This is a genomic window from Nocardioides sp. LS1 (assembly GCF_003865225.1).
In the GTDB taxonomy this organism is placed as follows: domain Bacteria; phylum Actinomycetota; class Actinomycetes; order Propionibacteriales; family Nocardioidaceae; genus Nocardioides; species Nocardioides ginsengisegetis.
Genome location: NZ_BIFF01000002.1, coordinates 1683707 through 1700042, shown reverse-complemented (window position 1 = coordinate 1700042; position 16336 = coordinate 1683707). Strand labels below are relative to the sequence as shown.

Here is a 16336-nt window from a genome sequence, read left to right as displayed (position 1 = left end):
CATCGGGGACGCCGGGTCAAGCGGCTGCGAGCCACCGCCACGCCCCGCCAGCATGGGGAGTCATGACGACTGCACCCGGCGGCCGCTCCCGCCGTCTCGGAGCCCTGGGCTGCGCGGCCCTCACGGCCGCCGCCCTCGCCTGCGCCAGCACCACGGTTGGCGGTCCTGCCGACGCCGCACCCGCCGGCACCGTCCACCTGCCCGACCTGACCACGGTCATCCCCACCGACTCCTTCTCCATCGTCGACGGCCCGGACGGGCGGGAGTTCCGCTACACGCACCTGGTCTTCAACCGGGGTGAGGGGCCGTTGCGGATCGAGCCGTCCTACTCCGAGGCCGCCGGGACCTACCTCGGCCACCAGCAGCTCATGACCCACGACGCCGGGGACACCTGGTCGGTCGTGGACCAACGCCGGATCGCCGACGCGTTCACGTTCCACGCCGAGCACGGCCACTTCCACTTCCCGCTCGCGACGTTCGGCCTCTTCGAGGTCGCGCCCGGCGGCGGCGTCGGGGCCGCCGTGACGATGTCGCCCAAGGTCGGCTTCTGCATCTCCGACTCCTACATCTACGACGACTCCCTCGAGCACGCCGGCGTCGGGCACGACTGGTGGGGCAGCTGCGCGGACCCCACCACCCTGCGGGGGCTGTCGGTCGGCGGGGCCGACGAGTACGACTACCGCGACCCCGGCCAGTCGGTGCCCCTGGACGGCGTCCCGGACGGCACGTACTGGTTCCGCGCGATGTCCGACCCCAACAACGACTTCGTCGAGTCCGACGAGAGCAATAACGAGACCGACGTGCTGGTGACCCTGTCCCAGGGCACGGTCACCGTCGGGACGACCACCGAGCCGGACACCACGCCCTGCACCAGCGAGCTGGTGTCACCCGCCGGCGGCGACACGGTCTCGGGCACGGTCGCCCTCACCTCGACGACGTCGGCGGGCAACCCGGCGCGCGTGCGCTACCTCGTCGACGGCACCCCGGTCGGGTCCACGACCGCGGGGGCGCCGTACGCCGTGGACTGGGCCTCGGGGACGGTCGTCGACGGCCAGCACTGGCTCGCCGCCCGGGTGACCACCGGCGCGGGTCGTGTCTGCACCTCGCCGGTGCGGGCGATCACGGTCGACAACAGCAGCGGCCCCGACCACGCGGGTCCGATGGTCACGTTCACCGACCCCGAGGCCGGCAGCACCGTGGGCGGCCGCGTCGCGGTCGCGGTCAGGGCGGTCGACGCGAGCGGCGTCGACCACGTGCAGTTCCTGCTGGACGGGAAGCCCCTCAAGGCGGCCCGCACCGCACCGCCGTACACGGTGATCTGGAACAGCCGCGAGACGACCGCCGGCACGCACCACCTCGGTGCGCGGGCCGTCGACACCCGGGGCAACGCCACGACGAGGACCATCCGGGTCGAGGTCGTGCCCACCACCCCGCCGAAGCCGCTCAGCATCGACGTCTCCGTGGTCGCCCGCGGCTCCGACAGCCTGACCACACCGAAGCTGTCCACCTCCTACCGACGCGAGGTGCTGCTCGCCCTCGTGTCGTACGACGGTCCCGCGGGCGCCGACGGCCAGTCGGCAAAGGTGTCGGGGGCCGGCCTGACCTGGCACCTGGTCAAGCGGAGCAGCTCGCAGTCCGGGGTCTCGGAGATCTGGGCGGCCCGGACGACCGCGCGGGTCGGCTCGCGGACGGTCACGGCCACCCCCGCGACGCCCGGCTACGACGGGATGCTCAGCGTCATCTCGGTGCGCAACGGCGCCCGGGTCGGCGTCGCCGCGGCGGCCGGCGCGCCCAGCGGGGCACCGGACTTCTACGTCCCCGCGGTCCAGGAGGGGTCGCTCGTCCTCGCCGCCGGCAACGACTGGGACGCCGCCGTCGCGCGCACTCCGGTGTCGGGTCAGATCGTGCGCCGGCAGTGGCTCGACACGGCCGCGGGCGACACGTTCTGGGTGCAGGCGCTCACCCGCCCCACGACGGCGCACCGGCTCGTCACGATCCGCGACACCGCGCCCACCGCCGACCAGTGGAACTACGTCGGCGCCGAGGTCGTGGCCCGGCACTGAGCCCCTGGCCCCGCTCGCGCGTGGCGCACCCCACGTCGGACTCTCCTTGTGTGAATAAGTAGTAATATGATCGACTTCGGTTGTTTTGTTGACTACTGCCCCGTACGACAGGAGCTCACGCATGGCAACCGGACCGGCCTCACCCCGGAAGGTGGCTCTGGCCTCAGCGGTCGGCGCGACCATCGAGTGGTACGACTTCTTCCTCTACGGCACGGCCGCCGGCCTCGTCTTCGGCAAGCTCTTCTTCAACGGCCTCGACGGCCCGGCCGCCCAGTTCGCGGCCTTCGGCACCTTCGCGGTGGGCTTCATCGCCCGACCGATCGGCGGCTTCCTCTTCGGCCACTTCGGGGACCGGATCGGCCGCAAGAAGATGCTGATCTGGACGCTGGCGATCATGGGCCTCGGCACCGCCGCGATCGGCCTGCTCCCGTCGTACGACCGGATCGGCGTGTGGGCCCCGGTCCTCCTCATCGTGCTGCGGGTGCTCCAGGGCATCGGCGTGGGCGGCGAGTACGGCGGTGCCGTGCTGCTCGCCGTCGAGTTCGCCCCTCAGGGCCGTCGCGGCTTCTTCGGCAGCTTCGCCCACATCGGCGTCCCCGGTGGGCTCTTCCTCGCCTCGGGCGCGTTCGCCCTGGCGAGCCGCCTGCCCGACGAAGCGTTCCTCGCCTGGGGCTGGCGCGCCTGCTTCCTGGTCAGCGTGGTCCTGCTCGCGATCGGCGCCTGGATCCGGATGAGCGTCATGGAGACGCCGGCCTTCGCCCAGGTGCAGGAGGAGAAGCAGGTCTCGGCGATGCCCGTCGGCCAGCTGCTCCGCCGCCAGCCCCGCCGGCTGCTGCTCGGCATGGGCACCCGCTTCATCGAGGGCTTCACGTTCAACTTCTTCTCGGTCTACCTGCTGGCCTACGCCGTGACCAACGTCGGCGTCTCCCAGCAGACCGTCCTCTACTCGATCATGGCCGGCGCCGCCCTCGGCGTCGGACTCGTGGTCGTGTCCGGCCGGTTGAGCGACCGGTTCGGCCGCAAGACGATCTACAACACGGGCACCGTGGTCGCGCTGCTCTTCGCGTTCCCCGCCGCCTGGCTCGTGCAGACGGGCCAGACCTGGGCGGTGGCCGCGACCTTCATCGGCGGGCTGGGCGTCATCTACGGCGTCGTCTACGGCCCCCTGGCCGCGTTCTGGAGCGAGCTGTTCGACACGCGCTACCGCTACACGGCGCTCAGCACGCTCTACCAGATGTCCGGCATCGTCGCCTCGGGCTTCACGCCGCTCATCGCCGCCTGGCTGGTCTCCCGCGGGGGTGGAGATCTCTGGCTGGTGGCGACGTACAACGTCGGCGTCGCGCTCGTCAGCCTGGTGTGCGCGCGGTTCCTGCCCGAGACACTCGGTCGGGACCTGCAGGTCGACGAGGCGGCCGAGCCGAGCTCGGCGACCGCACCGCGGCACCGGGAGACGGTCGCCGCCTGAGACAGCGGCACGGCCGGACACGTCGAGGGGCGGACCAGGGGTCCGCCCCTCGTTGGCATTCGCCCGCTTCGCGGGCGGGATTCCGCTGCGCGGGGCTGCCTCCCCGGGGGTTCCTCCACCCGGCTGGGCCGGTGGGACGCTCCCGTGGACCCCACGCACGTCGCAGGGTCGGACGCGTCGCCGCCCCCGGCGCCCGCCGTGGTTGCGGTCCGCTGGGGCGGCGCCACGCACGACTTTTACGCGCCGTGCGTGGGGTCCCCGTCCGCGCCCCACCGTCCCGGCTGCTTCCCGGCCACCGGGCGGGCGGGGATGAAGGGGTCGGTCGACCACCCGGTCTGCGCTGCCGCAAGACGACGGACATTCCGCGTCAGCCCGGAACGGGTCAGCTGGCGGCCCTTCAACCCCGCCCGCCCGAGAGCCCGGGGACGGCCCGGGAACGGCGGGACGCGCACGCGGGGCCGAGGCGCGTCGCATAAAAGGCGTGCGCGGCGCCGCGCGGCGGCCCGGAAGGAAACCGCCTGGACGGCGACGCGTCCGCCCAAGCGACGTGCCTCGCGTCCCGCGGGAGCGGCACGCCGGCCCCACCCCGGAGCCCGACGTCCCGGGAAGGCAGCCCCGCGCAGCGGCAACCCGCCCGCGAAGCGGGCGACAGGCTGAGTCGACGTACTCATCTGGACCTGAGCACGGTTTCGCTCCCCCGCAGGGCCCCCGTCGGGCCCAATGAGCGCATGCCTCGCTACGCCGACCCCACCCGCTGCCCGGACTGTGGCTTCCTGCTGCCCGTCGACCCCGACGCCTGCCCGCAGTGCCGGCTGCCGCTCCGCCACCCGCTCGCGAGCCAGCTCTTCGCCACGCTCGTCTCCGCCGACCAGCTGCTCGCCGACCTGCGGGCCACGATCGACCTGACCCCGACCCCGGCTCTCCCCGCCAATCCCACCCCCACCATCGCGCGTCGCCGCGGGCTCGCGGGCGCGTCGGTGCCGCGGATCCTGCTGAGCCTCGGAGCGCTGTGCCTGCTGGTCGCCGCCATCACCTTCCTGGCCGTCGCGTGGTCCTGGCTCGGTGTCGGGGGGCGTACGACGATCCTCGTCGGCCTGACCCTGCTCAGCGGCGCCCTCGGCAACCGCCTGGCCCGGCGCGACCTGCGGGTGGCCGGCGAGGCGCTGACCGTCGTGGCGTTCGGCCTGCTGGCACTCGACGTGGTCGGCGCCGACAACGCGGGCTGGCTCGGCGACCTCGATGTCCACGGCCTGACGCTGGTGGTCGGGCTGGTGCTGGGTGCGGGCGCGCTGGCGATGGTGGTCGCCGACCGCGCCGGTCTCGTCGCGACGCAGCTCGTGGCGGCGTTGGGGCTCTCCGTGGCCGGGGTCGGCGCCCTCGGCTCGACCGTGCACGACCACGTCGTCGCCGTCCTCGTGGTCCTCGCGGCCACCGCGCTGGTGGTGCTCGGCCGCAGCGTCGGCGCGGCGGCCCTCGGGGTCGCGTCGGCGGCGGTCGCCGGCACGTGGTGGACCGGGCTCGCCCTGTCCGGGCTCTCCGACGCCGGCGACCACGCGTCCGTCCGGGCGCTGTGGCTCGACGGGCACGCCGGCGGCCTCGTGTCCGCGGCCCTGCTCGCCCTGCTCCCCCTGGCCTTCCGACCGGGCCGGGTGGTCACCAACGCATCGGCGGCCGTCGCCGCGGTGCTCGCCAGCACCGTCGTGGCGCTCCCGACGCTCGCCGAGGGCATGACCCGGATGGCCCTGACCTGCCTGGTCGCCGTGCTCGTGTGGTCGGGGGTCGCGGCCGTCGTACGTCGTGAGCGGCTGGCCGTGCCGCTGGCCCCGCTGGCGCTCGCCGTCCTCGGCGTCCTCGCGGGTGCCCTCGAGCTCGTCGCGGTCGCGGCGGACAACGTGGTGTCCGCGGGCGATGCCTTCACCCGCACCGCGGGCGTCCGTTTGGTCGCCGCGACACCGGAGACGCACCGGTTGCTGCTCGTCCCGCTGGTCCTCGGGCTGGTGGTGGCCGCCGCGGCGACGGTCGGGCCCCGGCTGCGCCGGACGGTTGGCCTGGCCGCCGTCCCCGTCGTCGCCCTCGCCGCCACCACGACCCTCGCGCTCTTCGCGGTCCCGCTCTGGACGGTGGTCGCCTGCCTCTCGGCGGTCGGGCTGCTCCTCGTCGCCGACGGCGTACGCCGGGCGGGTGGCCGGGGCGCGCAGCAGACCGCCGTCGGTGGGCTGGTGGCCCTGCTCGGCGTGGCTGCCGCACTGCCGAGCGCCGGCCTCGCCGCGGCCGCCACGGCGGTGGTCGTGGTCGGGGCCGCCTGGTGCCTGCTGCGCGGCAGCTTCCCCGGCGGCGAGACCGCAGCGGGTGCCGTCCTGCCGCTGTCGCTGGCCGGGCTGGCCTGGTCGCTGGCCGAGGCGGTCTCGGTGGACACCGCCTACCGCGCCGCGCCGGTCCTGCTCGTCGTCGGGCTGCTCGCGATCGCCCTGCCCCGCGTCGAGATCGAGGCGGCCGCCACCCTCGCCGTGCTGCTCGTAGCGCCGCCGGCGATCGAGGCGGCCGGCCGACCCAACACCTCGCTCGCGCTTCACCTCACGCTGGCCGGCGCGCTGGTCACCGCGACCGCGCTGGTGCACCCGTCGCGCCGTCCGGTGGCGTGGCTGGGCGGGCTGCTGCTCGCGGCTGCCACGTGGGTCCGGCTGGCCGACCTCGGCGTCACGGCCCCCGAGGCCTACACGCTGCCGAGCGCCGTCGCGCTGGTGCTGGTCGGCCTGTGGCGGCTGCGCCGACTGCCGGACAGCAGCACGGCCACGGCCCTGGCGCCCGGCCTGGCGCTCGCCACGACGCCCTCGCTGCTGTGGCTGGTGACCGGCGACCCGGTCTCGTGGCGGGCGGTGCTGCTCGGCCTGGGCTGCCTCGCGCTGGTGCTCATCGGGGTCCGGCTGCGGTGGGGCTCGCCCCTGGTCGTCGGCGGACTGGTCGGCGGGCTGCTGGCCCTGCGCGAGGTGGCGCCGTACACCGCGAACACGCCGCAATGGGTGCTGATCGGGCTGGCCGGGACCCTGCTGACCGTCGTCGGGGTGACGTGGGAGAGCCGCCTGCACGACATCCGCCAGGCCACGGCGTACCTCGCCCGGCTGCGCTGACACCCCGCTGACAGCACGAGGGGCGAGCCGGACGGCTCGCCCCTCGCGGGTGTCCTGCGGTGTCGTCAGCCGGTGACGAGCGTGACCCGCTTGGACTTGTAGGTGCCGTTGTCGGTCACGACCAAGGAGTACAGCGTGACCTTGGTGCCCGGCTTGTAGTGCTTGTCGAGCACCGTGTCGAGGCGACCCAGGCTGTTGAGCTCACCCGAGAACACCGGGACGGCCTTGCCGTCGACGACGCGGAACACCTTGACGCCGGCGTGCGGCGCCGCGGGCAGGGTGTCGACCTTGGCGCGGACGCGGCCGTCGCTGGCCGGCAGCGCCCTGAGGCCCACGCGGGTGTCGTCGTTGACGATGGTGCCGCGCGCGGTGCCGTCGGCGATGGTGCCGAAGCCGGGCGAGCCGAGCGTCAGGGTCAGCGACTCGTCGTCCTCGCGGACCTTGTCGGACATGACGGGCACGCTGATCGTGGCCGTCTTCTGGCCGGCCGGGATGGTGACCTCGCCGCTCGTGGCGGTGTAGTCCTTGCCGGCCTTCGCGGTGCCGTCAGCGGTCTCGTAGGTGACCGTGACGTCCTTGCCGGACGTGCTGTCCAGCGTCACCGGGAACGTCAGAGTCGCGCCGTTGTTGCCCTCGGAGACCCGGGTGTTGCCGACCGAGACCGCCGGCGCGGTGGGCTCGAGGTCGAACTCGTCACTGGTCTTCGTGTGGCCGGTGGCCGCGTCGACCTTGCCGACGGTGATGTCGTCGAGGAAGTACTGGCCGTTCATCTGGGTGTCGGTGCCGCTGCCACCCACGAGGAACGACAGGCCACCGCCGTCGGCGTTGCCACCGGGGGTGTTGTTGACGATCGTCGCGTCCGGGTGGGCGACGAGGTAGTCGTCCAGCGTCACGCTCTGCTGCGGGCCCGGGTCGCCGTCGACGCCCCAGACACCCTCGGCGGCGTGCCACTTCTGCCACGCGTTCTGCTGCACCGCACCGTTGTTGGCCGGGTAGTAGAACAGGCTGGTGTCGCGCTGGCCGTCACCGTTGTCGTCGAGGCTCAGGCGGGCGTAGACCGGCTGCTGCGGGGTCGCGTTGCCGCTGTCGGGCCGCTGGTAGGTGCCGAAGTCGAGCGTGCGCAGGTCGCGCAGCCGGGTGCCGTCGTACTGCGCGGTGCGGAAGAGCTCCACGCGGTCGGGGTTGGTGTCGTTGGACAACGTCATCCGCAGGCTGCCCCCACCGGACGGCGGGTTGCCGGGACCCTCGACGAACTGCTGGTCGGAGGTCAGGTAGTTGACGTTGTCGTAGGCCTGCGAGGCCCAGCCCTGGTCGTGCCCGGGCTCGACCGTCTGCTGGCTGGTGGCACCGCTGGTCTCGCTGTCCGGACCGAAGTCGAACAGCGTGTCCACGCCGGCCTGGCCGACGATGACCCGGTCGACGTCGTACCGGCCGTTGTTCTGCGGGTCGGCGTTGCCGGCGTCGTTGCCGCCGGTGACGAGCGCGAGGGCGCCGCCGTCGGCCTTGCCCCCGTCGTTGTTCACGAGCTTGGCGCCCGGGTTGTCGCTGGCGTACTGGGCCAGGGTCGTCGTCGCGCTAGGCCCGCCGTCGCCGTCGACGCTGATCTTGCCGCTGTCGACGTCCCAGTCCTGCCACTGGCCGTTGGCGACCGGGTGCCCGGCGCGGTCGACGTTGTCGGCCGGGAAGAAGTACAGGCTGTGGTCCCGCTCGTTGTCGCCGTTGGTGTCGACGTTGAGCCGCAGGTACGTCGGCTGCCGGAGGTCACCGGTGCCGGAGGTGCGCTTGGCGAAGGTCGAGTACTCCAGGCGGGTCAGCTCGGAGAGCGCGGTGCCGTCGTACTTCGGGGTCCGGTAGAGCTCGGTCTGCACCGTGGACTGACCGATGTCGATCTGGTGGCTGCCCGTGCCGAACGGCGTGCGCTGGGGCCCGTCGACCTCCGACTGCTGGGGGTCGAGGTCGGCGCCACCGTTGCTCGACTCGTAGGCCTGCTCGACCCAGTCGGCGTGCCCGGTGACGGTGGACGTGGGCCGGGGGTCGCCGTCGGCGAAGGCAGTGCTGCTGAGGGGGGCGGTGACGCCGGCGATGACCAGCGACCCGACTGCGAGCACGCTGAGGCGGCCGCGAAGGGGGGAAGTCATGGATCTCCTTGGTGTCGGTTGATGCGTCGAATGCGCTCGTTCCCGACATCCCGGTGTGGACGCTTCTGGCTCCGAGATGCCGAACCGTCAAGACGTTGCCGCTGCTGGCCCGTCGTGGGGTAACTCCACCCCTAACACACCTCCGGACGACACTTCGAATGCGGGTGTGAGCCATCCCACGCTCCCCGCAGCACTCTCCACGCGCAGGTCGCCCGGCGTCCGGCAGCCGTTCACCGCGGGGTCCGACGGCCTGCGCATGGTCGAGCGCATGTCATCTCGGAACATCTCGGGCGCCGCCGCCCTCCTCCTCGGCGCGGCCCTCGTCGCCCCCCTCCACCCCGCGGCCGCGCAGGCCGCCACCGACAGGCCGACGTTCGACGTGCAGGCCCACCGCGGCGGCATCGGCCTCACGGTCGAGAGCACGCTCGCCTCCTTCGACAAGGCGATCCGGCTGGGCGTCAGCACCCTCGAGCTCGACGTCCAGATCACCGAGGACGGCCAGGCCGTCGTCACCCACGACCGCAAGGTCAACGGCTCGAAGTGCCAGGACACCGGTCCGGCGACGCCGGGCGACCCGGAGTACCCCTACGTCGGGAAGTACGTGAACACGCTGAGCCTCGCCCAGGTGCGCACGCTCGACTGCGGCAGCCAGACGCTGCCGGACTTCCCCGGTCAGCAGGCCTCCCCCGGCGAGCGGATGCCGCTGCTCAGCGAGGTCTTCGACCTCGTCAAGGCGTACCACGCCAACGGCCTCAAGCTGAACGTCGAGACCAAGGTCGAGGCCGGCGCCCCCAGCGAGACCGCTCCGATGGAGCAGTTCGTGCAGGTCACCGACCACGAGATCCGGGCCGCCGACATCGCGCCCCAGGTCACCATCCAGAGCTTCGACTGGGGCTCGCTGATGCGGATGCGCCAGGTCGACCCGCGGCTGCCGCTGGTGGCCCTGACCAACTACGACTTCCTCCAGGTCGACCAGCCCGGCAAGTCCCCGTGGCTCGGCGGCCTCGACATCGACGACTACGACGACGACCCAATCAAGGCGATCAGCTCGTTCGGCGCCGCGGCGTTCTCGCCGGTGCACGGCTTCCCGCAGAACGGCAAGGTCACCGACCCCGGCTACAAGCCCTACGTCACCAGCGCGATGGTCGACGAGGCGCACGCGGCGGGGATCAAGGTCATCCCGTGGACCGTCGACGACAAGCCCACGATGAACAAGCTCATCGACGACGGCGTCGACGGGATGATCACCGACTACCCCGACCGACTCCGCGAGGTCCTCGCCGACCGCGGCTTCGAGCTCCCGCGCGCCTACGGCACGGCCCGCCAGGCCAAGCCGCTCCAGCAGGCGCACGCGCACAACGACTACGAGCACAGGCACCCGCTGACCGACGCCCTCGACCACGGCTTCACCAGCGTCGAGGCCGACGTCTGGCTGGTCGACGGCCAGTTGCTCGTCGCGCACGACCGTGACCAGGTCGTCCCGGGCCGCACGCTCGAGAGCCTCTACCTCTCTCCGCTCGAGGCGCGCCGGAAGATGAACGGCGGCACGGAGTACCCCGGCTGGCACGGCAACTTCCAGCTGCTCGTCGACGTGAAGTCCGACGCGTCGACGACCTGGCCGGCCATCGACCGGGTCCTGCGCGAGCACCCCAACCTGATGACGACGTACACGCCCTCCTCGACGAAGCCGGGCGCCGTCAGCGCCGTCATCAGCGGCAACCGGGACCGCGCGGCGATGCTCGCCCAGCCCACGCGGTACGCCGGCTACGACGGTCGCCTGGCCGACCTCGACCAGGGCACGTCCCCGTCGTTCATGCCGCTGGTCAGCGACAACTGGACCAACACCTTCACCTGGGACGGCACCGGCCCGATGCCGGCCGCCGAGGAGCAGAAGCTGCGCGACATCGTCGCCCGCGCCCACCAGCAGGGCTACCGCCTGCGCTTCTGGGCCACCAACGACGTGGCCGGCGCCTCGCGCACCGCGCTGTGGTCGGAGCTGGTGAAGGTCGGCGTCGACCAGATCAACACCGACGACCTCGCCGGGCTGCAGAAGTTCCTCACCCGATGACCGGCCGGAGGAGGACCGTCCAGCGCACTGCCGCAGCCCTCGCCTGCGGGCTCGCCGTCGCGGCCGTCGGCACGACCGGGAGCGTCAGCCCTGCGGTCGCCGGGACGTCGGGGGGCACGACCGGGCACCTGGACCTGGGCCCGGCCGACCTGCCCGAGTCGCGCACGACCACGACGCTCCAGCCCGGGGTCACGCTGACCCGGATCACCCGCGGGGGCACGGATCCCAGCCTGCGCTGGACCGAGGAGGTCGCGATCCCCGCGACCAGCACGTCCCCCGACCCGGACGCGCCACCGAAGGCGATCTCGGACGAGGCCAGCGCGCGTGCGGAGGCCGACCGGCTGACTGGCCAGGGCTTCATCGCCCGGGTCGAGCAGGTGCGCCAGCCGCAGACCGCGGACGTCGCGGCCGGGGTCCTGGGCTACCGGGTGCGCGTCGGCAGCTTCACCACCAAGGCCGACGCGGACGCCGAGAAGGCCCGCCTCGTCGCAGCCGGCGAGACCGCGTCGTCGGTCTACACGGGCTGGGAGGGCAACGCCTCGGACCGCGGCCCGTGGCACGTCAACGTCCTGCGCATCGACCCGCGCACGTTCTCGGGCCACCTGGGCGGGTCGTTCGGCCCCGACCTCTACCAGCGGGAGAAGACCTCCGACCTGGCCCACGCCGGCGGCGCGACCGCCGCGATCAACTCGGGCTTCTTCGTGCTCGACCCGGCCGCCGGCGCGCCCGGCGACCCGGCGGGTGCCGGCGTCTACGACGGCCGAATCGTCTCGGAGTCCACCGACGACCGCCCGGCGCTCGTGCTGCACGACGACGCCCGCGGGAGCGCCGTACGGCGTCTGGTGTGGGGTGGGACCGCCGAGGTCGACGGGCGATCCCTCGACCTGGACGGCATGGACCGCGTGCCCGGGCTGATCCGCAACTGCGGCGGCGACGCGACCGACTCCCCCACCGACCTGCCGCTGCACGACACGACGTGCACGGACGGGAGCGAGCTGGTGGCCTTCACCCGTGAGTACGCCGCGTCCACGCCGCCGGGCGCGGGGCGCGAGGTCGTCGTCGAGGACGGCGTGGTCACCGCGGTGCGCGACTCGCGCGGCACGACGCTGGCCCCCGGTCAGACGACCGTGCAGGCGACCGGTGACGACGTGTCGCTCCTCGCAGGGGTCAGGGTCGGCGACCAGGTCTCCCTGCACCCCCGGCTGGAGTCCAGCGGCCAGCCGATCGCCACCCCGCGCGGCACCACCATCACCAACGGCGGGCCCATGCTGGTGCGCGACGGGAGGATCGACATCACCCAGAGGCGCGACGGGTTCGTCCACCCGGGTGACCCGAGCTTCGCCTACGGCTGGTTCATCAAGCGCAACCCGCGCACCATCGCGGGCATCGACGGGCAGGGCCGCACCGTGCTCATCACCGTCGACGGGCGCACCGACCAGGACCTCGGCCTCTCCGGCCCCGAGGCCGCTGCGGTGGCGAAGTCGCTCGGACTGGTCGATGCGATCAACCTCGACGGCGGGGGCTCGACCACGATGGTGGTCGACGGCCAGGTCATCTCGCACCCCTCGGACGCCACCGGGGAGCGCCCGGTCGGGGACGCGCTGCTGATCCGTCCTTGACCATCGCGACAACACAGCGGCGGTGACCCACGTGGGTCACCGCCGCTGCTCGTCTCACCGGGTTTCGAGGCTCAGGCCCCCAGGGGGCCTTCGCACCTCAACCAGCGGTCAACCGGCGGCGCCGAGGCGCACGTCGTCGACGTGCACGCCGTCCCAGCCGGACGTCGAGGAGCACAGCGGCCCGCCGATCGCCGAGCAGAGGGAGTCGGAAGTGAAGTGGAAGCGGACCTGGACGTTCCCCGCCGGGGCGGTGAACTTCAGGGCGTAGCGCGACCAGCCGGGGGCGGCGGGGTTCTTGCCGGAGAACTCCGCCAGCTGCTTCCACGTCGTCCCGTCGGAGGACCACTCCACCGAGACCGGGTCGAAGCCGCCCTCGGTGTCCATCTTCATCCACCACTCCACGACCGTCGCGCCGCCGGTCCCGGCCGTGGCCGGGGAGGTCAGCGAGGCGTCCATGTTGTCGACGTACCCCGTGGGGCCGGCGATGGCCCAGGCCTGGCCGGAGTCGTCCGAGGCCGCGTCGGCACCGTGGCCGGGTGAGCCCTGCGACCACGTCAGCGGGACACCGTCGGCGGTCCAGGACTGGGCACCGCTCTCGAAGTCCCAGTGCGCGTACTCGTGGCCGATAGTCGGGGTCGGCGGCGGGCCCGGGTCGACCGGGACCGGGATCCGCTTGGCGAAGTCGTAGGTCCACACGCCGCGGCCGAACATCGCCAGCACCGCCTTGTTGGGGTTGCCCGGCTTGGTGGTGATGCTCGCGACCGGCGCGTTCGGCAGGCCGCCGAGGCGGGCGAACTTCGGCGTCGACTGGGTGGTCCCGCGCGGGCCCGAGGCGAACGCGCCGACGTCGGTGGCGACGAGCAGCTGCTTGCCGCGGATCGAGACCCACGTCGCCGGCGCGTCCGGCAGGTTGCCGGTCGCGTTGCGGAACGTGCGGCCACCGTCCTTCGAGACGAACAGGTGGCCGGTGCCGATCTGCTTGTTGGCGTCTCCCACCGCACCCGGCGGCAGCCAGCGCCGCGTGTAGCCACCGAGGGTCACGAAGACGTGCTTCTTGTCCTTCGGGTCGATGGCGACCGACGTGATGTAGCGGTTGGGCAGGCCCTTGGCCGGCACGACGTGCCAGCCGTCGGCCTTGCCCTTCTTGCCGGGCTTGGACCCACCGACGTTGGTGGCCAGGCCGTTCTTGAAGTAGGTCTTCGACGTCGACAGCTTGTTGAGGGTGTCGCAGTAGCCGCAGTAGCCGACGTACTCCGCGTTGCCCCGGACCGCGACCGCGGACATCGAGTTGTCCGGGTCGGTGGCCGACGACGTGGCCGACGCGTCGCCCGGGTGGCTGCGGGTGCCGAGGTCGAACACCTTGATCCACGTGGTCGTGCTGCCGTCGGAGGAGGCCGCGTCGGTCATGCCTGCGTCGGTGCGGGGACCGACCAGCGTCTCGACGACCTCACGGCCGGCGGTCAGCAGGTGGTCGCTGTCGAGCGGGTCCATCTGGAACGGGTTGGAGAACTTCGAGGACGTCAGGCCCGGGTCCATGTCCTTCCACGAGGTGCCACCGTCGGACGTGCCGGAGACGGCGCCGTTGGTGTACTCCTCGTAGGCGACCTTGGAGTCGTCGGGGTCGACCGCGCTGAAGAAGCCGTCGCCGCCGTACGTCTCGTACTGCTTGCGGGTCTTGCCGTCGATCTTCAGGTTGCCGTTGTCCTGCAGGCCGCCCCAGACCGTGCCGTCCTTCGCCATCGCGGCGAAGTAGGGCATCAGCGTGTAGAAGCCGGTCTGGTTGCCCTTGCCCCAGTGGGAGTTGTCGAGCTCGGCGTCGTCGTCGTTCTCGAACTGGTAGCGGTAGGAGCCGCCGTCGTTGCCGACGACGAGCTGCACGCCGCCCTGGACCGACTTGTCGGCGAACCAGATGCCGTCCTGCTGGTCCGGGTGGGTCGTGTTGTTGTTGTCGGTGGGCTCACGGTCGCCGGGGCAGGTCGGGAGTCCGGTGGAGAGCAGCAGGCAGGAGCTCCCGCCGAAGTACTTGCCGACCACGCGGAAGTGCACCGGGGTGCTGCCGTCGAGCGGCTGCGCGACACCGGTCGACTCGTTGGTCCAGATCTCCTCGAGGCCGAAGGCCAGCCGCGTCGGGATGCCGTTGGCGTCCTGGCGGGTGGGGTCGGGCTGGACCCAGAGGTTGTACCAACCCTGGACGCCCGGCTGGTAGCCGGTCGCCGTGCCGGTGCCGACGAGGGCCGAGCCGGTGGTCGGGTCCCCGGCGAGCTGGGTGCCGCTGGCCAGCTCGCTCCACGTGGCGCCGAAATCGCTGGAGACGTAGAGGCCGTTGAGGACGGTGCTGCCGACCGGCGGCTTCGCCCCCTCGGGTACGTCGATCCCCGAGACGCCGCCGTTGTTGAGCAGGTTGGCGTCCTGGACCAGCGCGTAGAGCACGTCGTGGTCCTGCTGGGGTCCCACGGCGTTGCCGAGCTCGACCCGGCCGATCGCGTCCTGGGCGGCGAATCCGGTCACGGCCAGCTTCTTGAACGTGCCGGGCTTGCCGGTGCCGGAGCGGTAGACGCCGTTGCGGGGGCTCTGGACGGTGCCGTCCTGGTTCTTCCGCTGCCCGCCGCGCCAGCCGATGGTCGCGACGACGGTGCCTGCCTTCGTCGTGGTGCCCTCGCCGCCGGGGGCCGCGACGACCACGTCGGTGACGACGTTGCGCAGCGCGCAGCGCGGGTGGGTCACGGAGTCGGTGACGCCGGTGCAGCGACCGGTCGGGAGCTTGAGGTTGCGGTAGGTGCGGCCGCCGTCGGTCGATCCGAAGAGGCCGAGCTGGGTGGCGGCGTACACGCGCTGTGGGTTGGCCTGGTCGACCGCGATCGCGAAGCCGAGCGCGCCGGAGGGCACGCCCTTGGACCGGGTCCAGTGCTTGCCGAGGTCGCCGGACCAGTAGGCGCCCAGGCCGGTGTAGGCCGAGGAGCCGAAGGTCGGCTCACCGGTCAGCGCCAGGAGGGTGCCGCCGCGGGCCGGGGACCAGCCGACGGCGCCGGTGACGGTGGTGGGCAGGTTGCCGTTGGCGTTGTGCCAGGTGGCCGCCTTGTCGTCCGAGCGCCAGATGCCGCCGTTGCCGACGGCGGCGAACAGCCGGCCGGCCTTCGCGTCGTAGACGTAGGAGTCGATGCGCCCCATGTCGTGGGAGAGGCCGAGGCCGTTGACCTCGGGGTAGGCCGGGTCGTCGACGACGAGCGGGCCCTTGCCGTACTGGTGTGCGGTGCCGGCGGTGCCGGGCACCGAGCCGGGGGTCAGGGCGGCGGCCTCGCGGGCCGCGTTGACCGCCGCGCCGTCCCGGTAGGCGCCGTAGGGCGCGAGGCGGGAGATGGCCCGCGCGCCGAACATCGCGGAGAGCTCCTTGAGCGACTCGGGCCGCTTGCTGCGCACGCAGAGATGTCCCCAGTCACCCGGGTCGGTGCCGGCGAGCATCGGGAGCTCACGCTCGGCCTCGCGCACCAGCTCGGGGTCCAGGCCGGACTCCCCGTGGTCAGCGTCGGCCTCGCGCTCGGCCTCCTGCTCGGCCTCGGCCTCCGCGTCGCCCTCGCCGCCGGACGCGCGCTCGTTGCGCATCTCGGAGCGGACCTCGGTGATCGCGGCGAGCACCGGCTGGTAGCCGCTCGCGCAGGAGCCGGAGGCCTCCGCGTCGCGCCCCGCGCGGTCGGCGGACCGCAGGGCCAGGGCCGACAGGGCCCCCGCCACCACGAGGGCCAGGACGGTGGCGATCAGGATCCATCTGTTGACGTGGCGCATGCAGGCTCCTCCGTGGGCGGGCGCGACTACCCGGCATCATGGGGCCCAACGGTGGACGACGTACATGGTTATGAG

At 72.8% G+C, this 16336-nt stretch carries 7 protein-coding genes; 5 read left to right on the top strand and 2 right to left on the bottom strand.

Annotated features, from left to right (window positions below):
- The first annotated feature begins 62 nt into the window (after positions 1-62).
- The 3 genes from EJF31_RS12800 to EJF31_RS12790 all read left to right on the top strand — a co-directional run bounded on the left by EJF31_RS12800 (position 63) and on the right by EJF31_RS12790 (position 6656).
- Positions 63-2063, top strand: a complete 2001-nt coding sequence (locus EJF31_RS12800; protein ID WP_185736236.1) for an Ig-like domain-containing protein — start codon at positions 63-65, stop codon at positions 2061-2063.
- A gap of 121 nt (positions 2064-2184) precedes the next feature.
- Positions 2185-3528 (top strand): MFS transporter, encoded by a 1344-nt coding sequence (locus EJF31_RS12795; protein WP_125037396.1) that lies wholly within the window; start codon positions 2185-2187, stop codon positions 3526-3528.
- Positions 3529-4256: 728 nt separating this feature from the next.
- Complete coding sequence (locus EJF31_RS12790) at positions 4257-6656, top strand: SCO7613 C-terminal domain-containing membrane protein (RefSeq protein WP_125037395.1); 2400 nt, start codon at positions 4257-4259, stop codon at positions 6654-6656.
- A 65-nt stretch (positions 6657-6721) separates the two neighbouring features.
- On the opposite strand, the gene EJF31_RS12785 is transcribed toward EJF31_RS12790, so the two are convergent.
- On the bottom strand, positions 6722-8794 hold the full coding sequence (locus tag EJF31_RS12785; protein ID WP_125037394.1) for a Calx-beta domain-containing protein: 2073 nt from the start codon (positions 8792-8794) through the stop codon (positions 6722-6724).
- Between the two features lie 166 nt (positions 8795-8960).
- On the opposite strand from EJF31_RS12785, the gene EJF31_RS12780 reads away from it, so the two are divergent.
- Both EJF31_RS12780 and EJF31_RS12775 read left to right on the top strand, forming a co-directional pair.
- Complete coding sequence (locus tag EJF31_RS12780; RefSeq protein ID WP_260430813.1) at positions 8961-10862, top strand: glycerophosphodiester phosphodiesterase family protein; 1902 nt, start codon at positions 8961-8963, stop codon at positions 10860-10862.
- Positions 10859-12481, top strand: a complete 1623-nt coding sequence (locus tag EJF31_RS12775; protein WP_125037393.1) for a phosphodiester glycosidase family protein — start codon at positions 10859-10861, stop codon at positions 12479-12481. The genes EJF31_RS12780 and EJF31_RS12775 overlap by 4 nt, the downstream gene beginning before the upstream one ends.
- A 108-nt stretch (positions 12482-12589) precedes the next feature.
- Here the strand turns inward: EJF31_RS12775 and EJF31_RS21890 are convergent, their stop codons facing one another.
- Positions 12590-16261: a hypothetical protein gene (locus EJF31_RS21890; RefSeq protein WP_185736235.1), complete on the bottom strand. Its 3672-nt coding sequence runs from the start codon at positions 16259-16261 to the stop codon at positions 12590-12592.
- Positions 16262-16336: the final 75 nt, after the last annotated feature.

Bases quoted from the DNA above. Each gene is read 5' to 3' on its own strand.
- EJF31_RS12790 (WP_125037395.1), top strand. From the start codon at position 4,257: ATGCCTCGCTACGCCGACCCCACCCGCTGCCCGGACTGTGGCTTCCTG.
- EJF31_RS12795 (WP_125037396.1), top strand. From the start codon at position 2,185: ATGGCAACCGGACCGGCCTCACCCCGGAAGGTGGCTCTGGCCTCAGCG.
- EJF31_RS21890 (WP_185736235.1), bottom strand. From the start codon at position 16,261: ATGCGCCACGTCAACAGATGGATCCTGATCGCCACCGTCCTGGCCCTC.
- EJF31_RS12775 (WP_125037393.1), top strand. From the start codon at position 10,859: ATGACCGGCCGGAGGAGGACCGTCCAGCGCACTGCCGCAGCCCTCGCC.
- EJF31_RS12800 (WP_185736236.1), top strand. From the start codon at position 63: ATGACGACTGCACCCGGCGGCCGCTCCCGCCGTCTCGGAGCCCTGGGC.
- EJF31_RS12785 (WP_125037394.1), bottom strand. From the start codon at position 8,794: ATGACTTCCCCCCTTCGCGGCCGCCTCAGCGTGCTCGCAGTCGGGTCG.